The sequence below is a fragment of the Dietzia sp. genome (assembly GCF_036741115.1).
In the GTDB taxonomy this organism is placed as follows: domain Bacteria; phylum Actinomycetota; class Actinomycetes; order Mycobacteriales; family Mycobacteriaceae; genus Dietzia.
On record NZ_DAINST010000035.1, the window covers coordinates 17,773 to 30,074 of the forward strand.

11 protein-coding genes are annotated in these 12,302 nt (G+C 70.3%); 8 read left to right on the top strand and 3 right to left on the bottom strand.

The features are described from left to right. Window positions 1-1,068 (top strand): NDP-sugar synthase, encoded by a 1,068-nt coding sequence (locus V7E05_RS07220; RefSeq protein ID WP_333618992.1) that lies wholly within the window; start codon window positions 1-3, stop codon window positions 1,066-1,068. Window positions 1,069-1,152: 84 nt separating this feature from the next. Here the strand turns inward: V7E05_RS07220 and V7E05_RS07225 are convergent, their stop codons facing one another. Both V7E05_RS07225 and cofD read right to left on the bottom strand, forming a co-directional pair. After that, window positions 1,153-2,613 carry a coenzyme F420-0:L-glutamate ligase gene (locus tag V7E05_RS07225; protein ID WP_333618993.1) on the bottom strand — a complete coding sequence of 487 codons (1,461 nt, stop codon included), beginning with the start codon at window positions 2,611-2,613 and terminating at the stop codon, window positions 1,153-1,155. Continuing rightward, window positions 2,610-3,644: a 2-phospho-L-lactate transferase gene (gene cofD / locus V7E05_RS07230; protein WP_333618994.1), complete on the bottom strand. Its 1,035-nt coding sequence runs from the start codon at window positions 3,642-3,644 to the stop codon at window positions 2,610-2,612. Before cofD ends, V7E05_RS07225 begins: the two co-directional genes overlap by 4 nt. 443 nt (window positions 3,645-4,087) lie before the next feature. Between cofD and V7E05_RS07235 the strand changes: the two genes are divergently transcribed. Continuing rightward, window positions 4,088-4,390: a WhiB family transcriptional regulator gene (locus V7E05_RS07235; protein ID WP_442891630.1), complete on the top strand. Its 303-nt coding sequence runs from the start codon at window positions 4,088-4,090 to the stop codon at window positions 4,388-4,390. 68 nt (window positions 4,391-4,458) lie between these two features. Here the strand turns inward: V7E05_RS07235 and V7E05_RS07240 are convergent, their stop codons facing one another. After that, window positions 4,459-5,115: a metallopeptidase family protein gene (locus V7E05_RS07240; RefSeq protein ID WP_333618995.1), complete on the bottom strand. Its 657-nt coding sequence runs from the start codon at window positions 5,113-5,115 to the stop codon at window positions 4,459-4,461. Window positions 5,116-5,259: 144 nt separating this feature from the next. Here V7E05_RS07240 and V7E05_RS07245 point away from each other — a divergent pair, with 144 nt between their 5' ends. The 6 genes from V7E05_RS07245 to V7E05_RS07270 all read left to right on the top strand — a co-directional run bounded on the left by V7E05_RS07245 (window position 5,260) and on the right by V7E05_RS07270 (window position 12,210). Next, the gene (locus tag V7E05_RS07245) at window positions 5,260-5,664 is read left to right on the top strand and encodes a DUF3499 family protein (protein WP_442891631.1); all 405 of its coding nucleotides are present in this window, start codon (window positions 5,260-5,262) and stop codon (window positions 5,662-5,664) included. Between the two features lie 310 nt (window positions 5,665-5,974). Further along, window positions 5,975-7,369: a phosphomannomutase/phosphoglucomutase gene (locus V7E05_RS07250; protein ID WP_333618997.1), complete on the top strand. Its 1,395-nt coding sequence runs from the start codon at window positions 5,975-5,977 to the stop codon at window positions 7,367-7,369. Further along, on the top strand, window positions 7,362-8,588 hold the full coding sequence (locus tag V7E05_RS07255) for a hypothetical protein (RefSeq protein WP_333618998.1): 1,227 nt from the start codon (window positions 7,362-7,364) through the stop codon (window positions 8,586-8,588). Before V7E05_RS07250 ends, V7E05_RS07255 begins: the two co-directional genes overlap by 8 nt. Before the next feature lie 174 nt (window positions 8,589-8,762). Then, on the top strand, window positions 8,763-9,995 hold the full coding sequence (gene manA / locus V7E05_RS07260; RefSeq protein WP_333618999.1) for a mannose-6-phosphate isomerase, class I: 1,233 nt from the start codon (window positions 8,763-8,765) through the stop codon (window positions 9,993-9,995). Window positions 9,996-10,003: 8 nt separating this feature from the next. Further along, window positions 10,004-11,467, top strand: coding sequence for an adenosylhomocysteinase (gene ahcY, locus V7E05_RS07265; protein ID WP_333619000.1), 1,464 nt, complete (start codon window positions 10,004-10,006; stop codon window positions 11,465-11,467). An 89-nt stretch (window positions 11,468-11,556) separates the two neighbouring features. Beyond that, window positions 11,557-12,210: a dTMP kinase gene (locus V7E05_RS07270; RefSeq protein WP_333619001.1), complete on the top strand. Its 654-nt coding sequence runs from the start codon at window positions 11,557-11,559 to the stop codon at window positions 12,208-12,210. Window positions 12,211-12,302 lie beyond the last annotated feature (92 nt).

The following is a 12,302-nucleotide window of genomic DNA, read 5'->3' on the forward strand; positions in this document are numbered from 1 at the left end:
ATGACCACCGAAGCAGTTGTCCTCGTCGGCGGTAAGGGCACGCGGCTCCGCCCGCTGACGATCTCGGCACCCAAGCCGATGCTCCCCACCGCGGGCGTCCCGTTCCTCACGCACCTGCTCGCGCGGATCAAGGCGGCGGGGATCGACCGCGTCGTGCTGGGAACCTCGTACAAGGCCGAGGTCTTCGAGGAGCACTTCGGCGACGGCTCACAACTCGGACTCGAACTCGTCTACGTGGTCGAGGACGAGCCGCTCGGTACCGGCGGCGGCATCCGCAATGTCGCCGACGCGCTCACGGCCGACACCATCATGGTGTTCAACGGCGACGTGCTCGGCGGTACGGACCTGCGCCAGGTTCTCGAGACACACCACGAGAACTCGGCGGACGTGACCCTCCACCTCGTGCGCGTCGCCGACCCGCGCGCCTTCGGCTGTGTGCAGACCGACGCCGAGGGCCGGGTGTCGCAGTTCCTCGAGAAGACCCAGGACCCGCCCACGGACCAGATCAATGCAGGTACCTACGTCTTCCAGCGCGAGATCATCGACGAGATCCCCGCGGGCGTGCCCGTCTCGGTGGAGCGCGAGGTCTTCCCGCGCCTCATCTCCGATGGGCGGCGGGTCTTCGCCCACGTCGACTCCGCGTACTGGCGCGACATGGGCACGCCCGAGGATTTCGTGCGTGGCTCGTCCGATCTCGTGCGCGGGATCGCGCCCTCGCCGGCCCTCGAGGAGTCCCGCGGGGAGGCGCTCGTCCACGAGGCCGCGGGCATCGGCTCGGGCGCCGTGCTCATCGGCGGCACGGTGGTCGGCCGCGGCGCCGAGATCGGCGCCGGTGCGCGGCTCGATGGCGCCGTGATCTTCGATGGAGCCAAGGTCGAGGCCGGCGCCGTCATCGAGCGCACGATCATCGGCTTCGGCGCGCGCATCGGCCCGCGCGCGCTGATCCGCGATGGCGTGGTTGGTGACGGCGCGGACATCGGCGCCCGCTGCGAGCTGCTCCGCGGCGCGCGCGTGTGGCCGGGCGTGGCCATACCCGACGGCGGGGTGCGGTTCTCCACCGACATGTAGTGGCGCGATCGGCCGGGCCTGTCGGCGGGCCGAGTTGCCCAGCCGCCCGACTTCCCAGACCCCAGCCGGCCGGCCGGCGAGTGCCTATCCAATCGTCGAGTAGAACTCCCCGGGATCGAGCGGCGCGCGCGGCGGCGCCTCGGCGGCCGGGTAGCCCACGGCGACTGCGCCGAGCGGCCGCCACGTGTCCGCCAGCCCGAGCTCGCGGCGCACCACGTCGGCGGCGAAGATCGTCGACCCCACCCAACACGAGCCGATACCGCGCGCCGCGAGCGCCACGAGGAGCGACTGGACGGCTGCGCCCCCTGCGACGGTGAACATCGCCTCCTCGCACGCGGCGCGCCGCGGATCGGGGTAGGAATGCGGACCGGCGTCGTCACAGACGAAGCCGAGGACGAGCTCGGGCGCGCGCCGCAGGATGTCCCCGCGCGCGGTGCGCCGGGCGATCTGCTCGGCGGAGAATCCGTCCGCGGCGAGGTCGGTGCGCCAGGCCGCGGCCATCGCGTCGAGGAGTGCGCTGCGCGGCTCGCCGGCGACGCGGACGAAGCGCACGGGGTGCGAATGGTGCGGAGCCGGGGCGGTGAGTGCGTCGGCGACAGCCCCGCGCAGCTCGTCCTCGGGCACGGGTCGGTCATCGAACCCGCGCACCGAACGCCGGGACGGCACGGCCTCGCGACGCCCCTGCGCGATGGACTCGTTGGTGCCCAGCCGGAACAGGTCGTAGTCCGCCTCGCGGATCAGGTCGCTCGCCTGTGGCTGTTCCAGCGCCTGTGACGGCGGACGCGCGCCTGCGACGAGGTGTCCGCAGCCGCGCACCACGGCGACGGGTCGGGCGCCGGTCTTCCCCTTCGCGAGGTCGGCAGCCGCGGCCAGCTCGTCCCCGACGGCGATCTCCGTGACGAACAGTTCGTTGCCTGCGGCGTCGACGCCCCCCGCGTAGGAGGCGAGCACCTCGACACCTGCGGCGCCGATCGCCGCGTCGGTCTGTCCCGTGCGCCACGCGCGGCCCATCGTGTCCGTGACGACGACGCCGAGCCTGCGCCCAGTGAGCTCGGTAAGCCTGTGGACGAGGTCGCGGGCCGAGGCATCGGGGTCCTCGGGGAGGAGCGCGATCTCGTCGGCCGCGACATTCGAGCCGTCGACACCGGATGCAGCCTGCACGATCCCGAGGCGGTTTTCGGTGATCAGGGTCCTGTTGATCCGCGCGACGATCCGCACCGACTCCTGCTCGACGAGCTCGCGGCGGAGCGCGTCTCGCTCCTCGGGGTCGGCGGGGGCGTAGACGAGCCGGCCCTCGACCTTTGACAAGACCTTCGAGGTGAGCACGATGATGTCGCCGTCGCGCAGGGCCCGCCGCGGCTCGGCCTCCGCATCGGCGGCGAAGGCGCGGGAGAGCGCCCCGGCGAGGTCGTCGCCCGGGCGGAAATCGGGGAGGCCGTCGGGAGCCCAGATCGAGATCTCGCCGGGGGCGGCGTGCTCGGCGCTGTCGTTTCCGGCGGCTGGGTCCTCTCGGCTCGCGTGCCCGGAGCCCTCGCTGCGGCTCACGCCTCGAGCCCCACGGCGCGCAGGGCCGTGCGCACCATCTCGGCGGTCACCTCGGGGGAGGACATGATGAGCGGAGCCTCGACGACCTCGAGCCCGGGGACGCGCTCACGCACCGCATCGCCGTCTGCGGGGGCGACGAGCCATGCGTCGAGGAGCCCGGCGCCGTCCCTGGCGCCGTAGATTCCCGCGACCGATGCGGCGGAGGTGTCCACGCCCTCGACCTCGAGGCAGCGATCGGCCATGCCGCGCAGCGGGGCACCGCCGATGATCGGGCTGATCCCGACGATCGGCGCGGATGTGCCGCGGAGCGCGCCGCGAATGCCGGGGATCGCGAGGATCGCGCCCACGGAGACCACGGGATTGGACGGGGCGATGAGTACGACATCGGCGTCGGAGATCGCCTCGAGGACGGCGGCGGAGGGCTTGGCCTCGTCGGAGCCGATAAAGGTAAAGCCATCCGTCGGGATCTGGGCCCGATAGCGCACCCACCATTCCTGGAAATGGATCGCCTTCCGCGGGGCGTCTTCGACTGCTCCGCCGTGAGCCTCGTCGGCGACGATCACGTGGGTCTCGCTGCGGTCGTCGGTGACGGGCAGGAGGCGGACGCCCGGCGCCCAGCGGCGGCACAGCGCCTCGGTCACGTCGGTGAGGTCAAAGCCGGCGTTGAGCATCTGCGTGCGGACGAGGTGGGTACCGATATCGCGGTCGCCGAGCCCGAACCAATCGGGCTGCACGCCGTACGCGGCGAGCTCGGCCTTCGCGTTCCACGTCTCGCCGGCGTGGCCCCAGCCGCGCTCGGTATCGATGCCGCCGCCGAGCGTGTACATGCAGGTATCGAGGTCGGGGCAGATGCGCAGACCGTGCATCCACGCATCGTCTCCGACGTTGACCACCGCCGCTATGTCGTGCTCAGAACCCCCCTGCGGGGCGGGCGTGGCCACCCCCGCCGAGGATGGATCACCGAATACCTCGCGGACGCCGAGGAGGAATTTCGCGCCACCGACGCCGCCAACAAGAACACAGATCTTCACTCCACGAAGCCTAACCTCCCCGGAACGTCCCGGGTTCGCGGCGGGCGCCGTCATCCATCTTTCCGCACCGACCCGCAGCGTGTGCCCGTGCCTAGCGCCGACGCCGCCCCTCAGGGAATCGAACGGATGTTCTTATCGCTTCCTGTGGCATTCGTCATTCGCTTGACGGCGTGGGATTCCATGTGTGTAATCACAAGTGTGTTATTCGCGGTGACGAACCGCTCGGAACGTACTTCCGGAGATCGCAAGTAGATCGTACCGAGTGATCGGAAAACGATCGTTTCCCTGCGGGGGAGGGTGCGATTCTCCGAGTGCGGGGAGTGGGCGCAGGTGCCGGGGGTTGCACGAGGTCCGGGAATCCCCGGGCGCCTACCGAGTACTTTCGCCCCGACTCCGCGGCACATACGCGAATCCATCGATCCGACGACAGGGAAGGAATGCGCGTGGACCACAACCGGCCTGCACTAGCGCCGAAGGACGCATCATTCCTCGACCTATCCGTAAGCGCCCTCTTCGACGAGGTGGACGAGAGCTGGCAGGATCGTGCGCTCTGCGCGCAGACGGATCCCGAGGCCTTTTTCCCCGAGAAGGGCGGCTCTACCCGAGAGGCGAAGCGCATCTGCACCGGATGTGAGGTCAAGGCCGAGTGCCTCGACTACGCCCTCGCGAACGACGAACGCTTCGGAATCTGGGGCGGCCTCTCCGAACGTGAGCGCCGCCGCCTCAAGAAGGCCGCCGGCGCATAGATTCCGGACCGGGTCTGTCGCAGGCCCGAGCCAGTCGGCGCTCTGGAGCGAAGGGGCGTTCCCGGCCGTCAGTCCGAAGGACCGTCCATGACCTCGTCCGGCGAGATCTCGAGATACGCCGCGACCAGCTCGACGAGCAGGCCATAGACCACGTCCACGAGGTCGTCCTGAGACTGCGTCCTGCGCAGTAGCGGCTGCCGGAACACCACGAGCCGCGCCCGGGTGGGCTGCCCGTTCCTGTCCACGCCTGCGGAGATGAGCCGCCCGAGCGGGACCCGCCCGTCGGCGATCACCTCGCGCGGCCAGCTCTGCCCGCGGCGCAGCTGCATCCTCGGCACCGTGTCGACTGCGAGGTCGAGGGTCGCGAGTTCGGCGTGCCACGATTGGTCGATCTGGGCGAAGGCCTCGAGCACGGCGGCGTCGAAATCGTCGGAGCGCGAGCGCCAGCGCGGCACCTCCGGTGGGAGGACGGGTCCGCGGATCCCCGCGCCCCTGCGCGCCGCGCTTCGGGTCGTCACTCTGGGTGACGGCGAGCGTCCAGTATCGGTGGGGAACGGGCGGACCACGATGGTCGCGCCTCGGGTTGCGTCGTCCCGGCCGGGCAGCCCGGGGATCTCGGTCCCGTGTCCCTTCGCCGGTCCCTGCGAAGGTCCTTGTGCCGAGCGTCCCGCGTCGCCCCCGCGGCCGCCGCGCGGCGATGAGGAGGGCGGTGTCGACTGGCTCATGCGGAGCACTCTAGCTGCCGCGTACCGGGCCGCAGATCATGCGCGCGGCGAGTCGCGGCCCGCGTAGATGCCCGCCCGGCACTACTGTCGGAGGGCGTGAGTGACGTTCGGCGATGTGTCCGGGCCGCCTGCCCCAATAGGGCGGTGGCCACCCTGACCTACAACTACGCCGAGTCCACGGCGGTCGTCGGTCCGCTCGCGGTCGAACGCGAGCCGCATTCGTGGGATCTCTGCGCCTCTCACGCGCTGCGCATCTCCACGCCGCGCGGCTGGAACCTCGTGCGGCATCCGGATCTCTCGGTCGGGGACGATCCCGATCTCACCGCGCTCCTCGACGCCGTGATCGACCCCGGCGCCCCGACCGCGAACCGTTCCGACTCCGACCCCGAGTGGCTCCGACGCCTCAAGGCGAGGCAGAAGCCGGGGAAGGGCGCCCGCGCGAAGGCCGCCCAGGCGAGCGCGGACACCGGCGCGGAGGCCGAGGCCGGCGCCGAGGGGCAACGCTCCCGGCGACGCGGCCACCTCCGGGTCGTCGATCCCGACGAGTAGTGGCCCGCGGGTTCCTCGGCTCGGAGCCGCCCCTCCGAGGCGGCGCCTCTCTCTCGCGGGGCGTATCCGCGCAGTTGCGGCACCCGAACGATTCCCAGCTGGCACCGGGGACGTTCCCAGGGAAGATCGGTAGCGTGGAGTATGCACGCTGGTCGAATGAGGCGCGGGGCGGAGGGCTGTGAGTCAAGGCAGCACCGTGGCCCCCGGGCACAGTCGATCGGCCGATAGGGTCGAGTGCCCGCGTTTTGGCCAGAGGCAAGAACAGGATCCGCCGCCCGCGGGCGGCGCCGACGAGTGGAGAACGAACAGCATGGGTGAGGGCACCGCCGTCTCGCGCGACAGGGACCAGATCGCCGCCGTGATCAAGGCATACGACGTCCGGGGCGTCGTCGGCGAGCAGATCGACGAGGCTTTCGTCCGTGATGTCGGGGCGTCGTTCGCCGCGCTCATGCGCGGGGAGGGCGCCGAGCGCGTCGTCGTCGGCCACGATATGCGCGATTCGTCCCCGGCACTCTCGCGGGCCTTCTCCGAAGGCGTGCTCTCCCAGGGCCTCGACGTCGTCTCGATCGGTCTGTCTTCCACCGATCAGCTCTACTTCTCCTCGGGCGATCTCGACTGCCCCGGCGCGATGTTCACCGCCAGCCACAACCCGGCGAAGTACAACGGCATCAAGCTCTGCCGCGCGGGCGCCAAGCCCGTCGGCCAGGACACGGGACTCGCCACCATTTCCGAAGACCTCGTCGCCGGCGTCCCGGCGTTCGACGGCCCGGCGGGAACGCTCACCGAGCGCGACACTCTCGCCGCGTACGGAGAGTTCCTCCGCGGCCTCGTCGATCTCTCCGACGTGCGCCCGCTCAAGGTCGCGGTCGACGCGGGCAACGGCATGGGCGGGCACACGGTGCCCGCCGTCCTCGGCGGCCTCCCGCTCGACATCGTTCCGCTGTACTTCGAGCTCGACGGCAACTTCCCCAACCACGAGGCCAACCCGCTCGAGCCGAAGAACCTCGTCGATCTGCAGAAGCTCGTCGTCGATTCGGGCGCCGACCTCGGCCTCGCATTCGACGGCGACGCGGATCGTTGTTTCGTCGTCGACGAGCGCGGCGAACCCGTCTCGCCCTCGGCGATCAGCGCGCTCGTCGCCTCCCGCGCCCTGGCGCAGGAGCCCGGAGCCTCGATCATCTACAACCTCATCACCTCGCACACGGTTCCCGAGCTCGTCGCCGAGCTCGGCGGCATCGCGATCAGGACCCGCGTCGGGCACAGCTTCATCAAGGCGCAGATGGCCGACACCGGCGCCGTCTTCGGCGGCGAGCACTCGGCGCACTACTACTTCCGCGAGTTCTGGGGCGCGGATTCCGGCATGCTCGCCGCGATGCACGTGCTCGCCGCGCTCGGCGGGCAGGAGCGCCCGCTCTCGGAGCTCATGGACGAGTACTCGCGCTACGAGGCCTCCGGCGAAATCAACTCCGAGCTCCCTTCGGCCGAGGCGCAGCGCGAGCGCATGGAGGCCGTCGCCGAGGCGTTCGCCGATCGCGCGGAGTCCATCGACAGGCTCGACGGGATCACCATCGAGCTCGCCCAGGGCGCCTGGTTCAATATCCGCGCCTCGAACACCGAGCCGCTCCTGCGCCTCAATGCCGAGGCGCCCACACGCGAGGCGGTCGACGAGCTCACTGCGGAAGTCCTGGCGATCATCCGTGCCTGATTACCCGGTGGGCGCCACGCTGGACTCCGGAGGCGCCGAGATCCTCGACGATCCCGAGGCGCTCCGCGCCCGGGACACCTCGGGCGCCCTCCTCGGGGCGGCGAGCGGGGGAGCGCAGATCCGCGCCGTCGCCACCGCCGTCGAGTCCGGCGCGCTGCGTTCCCTCGAGGGCTTCCGCCCCCGCGCGCTCTCCTGGGTGGCGGGCCGCTCCTCGCAGTCGGCGGCCGCGGCGGGCCTCGTCTCCGCGCTCCTCGAGCGCTACGAGGACGGGCCCGGCATCCCGTTCTCCGTCTCCCACGAGCTCCCCGCCTGGGTGGGTGCGCTCGACGTGGTCGTCGTGTCGGGCGCCGACGCCGGCGATCCCGTGGCGGCGCGCGCCGTCGCATCCGCACGGGCCCGAGGCGCCGCCGTGGTCGTCGACGTTCCGCGCGAGGGGCCCGTCGCCGAGGCGGGCGGAGAGGGCGAGGCCGTCTGCTGGTTTCCTCCGCTGCCCTTCGTGGCCCCGGACAGAGCGTTCGTCCGCCACGCCGCCGCAGGCCTCGCCGTGTTCGGCGCGCTGGGCTGGGCCGTCCCGCCGCTCGCCGTGCTCGCGGACCGCGTCGACGAGGCGATCGCCTCGAACGGCCCGGACCTCGCCGTCGCCGTCAACCCCGCCAAGCTCGCCGCGCGCGAGATCGCGGCCGCCGGATTCCCGCTGCTCGTCCACGAGGACGCCGTGTCCGGCGCGCTCGCCCGCAGGATGGTGGCGGCGTTCGCCGAGGCGGGCACGCAGCTCACCGAGATGCCGCTCGCCGACGCCCTCAGGGTCGCCCCGCTGCTCCGAGCCCGCGCCGCCCGGGCTGCCGATGCCGAGACGCCGGACGACATATTCCACGACGAGTTCATCGACGGTCCCAGGAAGGCGTCCGGTGCGCCGTCACTCGTGCCGACCTTCCTCGGTCTAGCCGTGGCCGCCCCGCGCGAGCGTGTCGAGCAGCTCGCCGCGGCTCTCGAATCGGTGTCGTGGGTCGACTTCGGCGACACACCAGGCGACGACGGGAGCGGTGAGAACCCCTCCGGAGGAACGCCGGAATCGCAAGCGCGAGAGGGCTATTCGCTTGGGGGATCAGGGCTCGGCAGCAGCCTGGATTTCGGCGAATTGCTCGAGGGTGCCCTGGTCACCGCCGCATGTGCCGAGATAGCCGCCGCGTATGCCGCGCTGCTCAACCTAATGGACTAAAGTCGTTGCGGCATTCGGCACGGCCGCGGCGGTAGAGCCGAGGAGTTGCAGCCGATCCACCAGGGGGCCGACCGGCCTTCAGGCCACGTGGGGCCGGGTCGCGGCGAGGCAGACGCCGTGGCCGTTTCGGCAGTACGCGCGGCACGCGCCAGGGAAAGGGGGTCGACGAAGGGCATGAGGATCCTTTCGCCGTCCGAGAGAACCTATGCGTGGGGATCGCGCGTCGCCATCCCGTCGCTCGCGGGCGAGCAGACCCCGGCCCCGTATCCCATCGCGGAGCGCTGGTTCGGCGCCCATCCCACGGGCCCCGCGCTCCTCGACGGCACCGGACTCGACTCCGCGATCACCGCCGACCCCGTGAGCATGCTCGGCGAGGAGGTTGCGGCGGAGTTCTCCGAACGGCTGCCGTTCATGGTCAAGCTCCTCGCAGCGGACCGCGCGCTGAGCCTGCAGGCCCACCCCTCGCGAGAGGACGCGCGCGAGGGCTTCGCGCGGGAGAACGACGCGGGCCTGGCGCTCGAGGCCGCAGACCGCAACTATCGGGATGCGAACCACAAGCCCGAGCTCATCGTCGCCCTCACCCACTTCCGCGCCCTCGCAGGATTCCGTCCGGTCGACCGCACCGTCGAGCTGCTCGATGTGATCGACGCCGAAAAGCTCGCCCCGTACCGCGAGATGCTCGCGGCGCAGCCCGACTCCGAGGGGCTCCGCGCGGTCTTCACCAGCTTCATCACGCTGCCCCGTGCCGTCGGCGCGACCCTCGTCGACTCGGTCGTCTCGAAGCTCGTCGCGCTGTTCGAGGCAGGGGAGATGCCCGCCGAGCTCGCCCCCACCGCGAAGGGCATCCTCGAGCTCGCCGAGCAGTACCCGGGCGACTCCGGGATCCTCGGCGCGCTGCTGCTCAATCTCGTTGAGCTCGATCCCGGAGAGGGCATCTACATGGGCGCCGGCTCGCTCCACGCCTACCTCTCCGGGATGGGTGTGGAGGTCATGGCGAACTCCGACAATGTCCTGCGCGGAGGGCTGACCAGCAAGCACATCGATGTGCCCGAGCTTCTCCGGATCCTCGATTTCGAGCCCACCCCGCAGCCGGTCATCTCCGCGGCGCCCGAGGTCCCGCCCGCGGCCGAGCCCGCGGACGCGGTCGACGCCATGATGTACCCCGTCCCCGTCACCGAATTCCACGTCTCGCGGATCACCACCACGGCGCCGGCCCGGGTCTCGTTCGCGGACGAGGGCCCGCAGATCATCATCTGCACCAGGGGGAGGGCAGGACAGCTCGGCCCGGCAGCGGGAGCGTGGATCTCCGCCGATGCCGGGGACGGTAACCTCGAACTCGATGCCGACACGGAGATCTTCCGTGTCCGCGTGCCCGTGCGGGCCAACGATCCCAGACGAAGGGTGTAATACACACGATGAGCAACCTGCAGGTAGACCGCGGCGGAGACCTCGAGTACAAGGTCGCCGATCTCTCGCTCGCCGATTCCGGGCGGCAGCAGATCCGCCTCGCAGAGCACGAGATGCCGGGACTGATGTCCCTGCGCGAGGAGTACGCAGAGGCGCAGCCGCTCGCCGGCGCGCGGATCGCGGGCTCGATCCACATGACAGTGCAGACCGCCGTGCTCATCGAGACCCTCACCGCTCTCGGCGCCGAGGTCCGCTGGGCCTCGTGCAACATCTTCTCCACACAGGACGAGGCGGCCGCGGCCGTCGTAGTGGGCAAGGAAGGAACTCCAGAGGATCCCAAGGGCGTCCCGGTGTTCGCGTGGAAGGGCGAGAGCCTCGAGGAGTACTGGTGGTGCACCAGCCAGATCATGTCGTGGCCAGGCGAGGACCCGAACATGATCCTCGACGACGGCGGTGACGCGACGATGCTCGTCATCAAGGGCAAGGAGTTCGAGCTCGCCGGCGGCGTGCCCGAGACCGATTCGGCCTGGTCGGCTGAGGAGAAGGTGTTCCACGAGCTCCTGCGCGCCTCGCTTTCCGAGTCGAAGGACAAGTACACGAAGATCGCGGAGTCGGTCCAGGGCGTCACCGAGGAGACCACCACCGGTGTCCACCGCCTGTACCACTTCGACGACGAGGGCGTGCTCCAGTTCCCGGCGATGAACGTCAACGACGCCGTCACCAAGAGCAAGTTCGACAACAAGTACGGCACCCGCCACTCGCTGCTCGACGGGATCAACCGCGGCACCGACGCACTCATTGGCGGCAAGAAGGCGCTCGTGTGCGGTTACGGCGACGTGGGCAAGGGCTGCGCCGAGGCGCTCGCCGGCCAGGGTGCGCGCGTGCAGGTCACGGAGGTCGACCCGATCAACGCCCTCCAGGCGATGATGGACGGCTTCGACGTCGTCACCGTCGACCAGGTGATCGCCGATGCCGACATCGTCATCACCGCCACGGGCAACAAGGACATCATCACCTTCGAGAACATGAAGGCGATGAAGAACAAGGCGATCCTCGGCAACATCGGCCACTTCGACAACGAGATCGACATAGCCGGTCTCGAGAACTCCGACGAGGTCACGCGGATCAACATCAAGCCGCAGGTCGACGAGTTCGAGTTCGCCTCCACCGGCCGCTCGATCATCGTCCTGTCGGAGGGCCGCCTGCTCAACCTCGGCAACGCGACCGGGCACCCCTCGTTCGTCATGTCGAACAGCTTCGCCGATCAGGTCATCGCGCAGATCGAGCTGTTCACCAAGGCCGACGAGTACCCGATCGGCGTGTACCGCCTGCCGAAGATCCTCGACGAGAAGGTCGCGCGCCTGCACGTCGAGGCGCTCGGCGGCACGCTCACGAAGCTCGCCAAGGACCAGGCCGAGTACATCGGCGTGGATGTCGAGGGCCCGTTCAAGCCCGAGCACTACCGCTACTAGGCGGCAGAGGCCGGCCCCACGGGGCCGGCCACGCAGGCTCCGCACCACGGAGCGCAACAGGTCAACAACGCCGTACCGGGAGGAGGACCATGGGTTTGCTCGTCGCGATCGAGGGAATCGACGGCGCGGGGAAGAACACCCTCGCGACCGCGCTCGAGAAGGAGCTCTCTGCACGCGGGCTGCGCAGCCTGCGGCTGGCCTTCCCCCGGTACGGCACCCGCCTCGCCGACGTCGCCTCGGCGGCATTGCACAGCGAGAAGGGCTTCCTCGCCGGCTCTCCCGAGGCGATGGCGCTGCTCTTCGCGCTCGATCGGGCGGATGCGCTCGTCGAGATCGCCAAGCTGCGCGCGCTGTCCGACGTGCTCATCTGCGACCGCTTTGTCGCCTCGAACGCCGCATACAGCGCCGCACGGCTGGGGGAGGACCGCTTCGCGGACGTCGCCGAGTGGATCGAGCTCATGGAGCACGAGAGCCTCGGCATCCCGCGCCCCGACGCATATTTCCTCCTCCCCACTGACGTCGCCGAGGCGCACCGCAGGGCGGACCTCCGCGCCAAGGAGAGCGAGGAGCGTCGTCTCGACTCCTACGAGACCGACGCCGACTTACAGGCGGCCACGGCGCGATCGTACGAGCGGCTCGCCGCGGAGAACTGGGTCGCGCCGTGGTTCCGTGCCGGCGATCCGACCTCCACTCCGGAGGAGTCGGCGGCCGTGCTTGCCGAGAACATCGTCTCGCTCGCCTAGTATGGTGAACATTCAGTTTCCGTAACCCGAGCCCACAAAGTAGAGGTCATGAGCCCGAAGATTCTGGTTGTCGACGACGACGCCGCGCTGGC

Excerpts from the sequence above, each read along its gene's own strand:
- V7E05_RS07220 (WP_333618992.1), top strand. The coding sequence starts at position 1 with ATGACCACCGAAGCAGTTGTCCTCGTCGGCGGTAAGGGCACGCGGCTC.
- V7E05_RS07240 (WP_333618995.1), bottom strand. The coding sequence starts at position 5,115 with ATGAGCCAGTCGACACCGCCCTCCTCATCGCCGCGCGGCGGCCGCGGG.
- V7E05_RS07250 (WP_333618997.1), top strand. The coding sequence starts at position 5,975 with ATGGGTGAGGGCACCGCCGTCTCGCGCGACAGGGACCAGATCGCCGCC.
- manA (WP_333618999.1), top strand. The coding sequence starts at position 8,763 with ATGAGGATCCTTTCGCCGTCCGAGAGAACCTATGCGTGGGGATCGCGC.
- ahcY (WP_333619000.1), top strand. The coding sequence starts at position 10,004 with ATGAGCAACCTGCAGGTAGACCGCGGCGGAGACCTCGAGTACAAGGTC.
- V7E05_RS07270 (WP_333619001.1), top strand. The coding sequence starts at position 11,557 with ATGGGTTTGCTCGTCGCGATCGAGGGAATCGACGGCGCGGGGAAGAAC.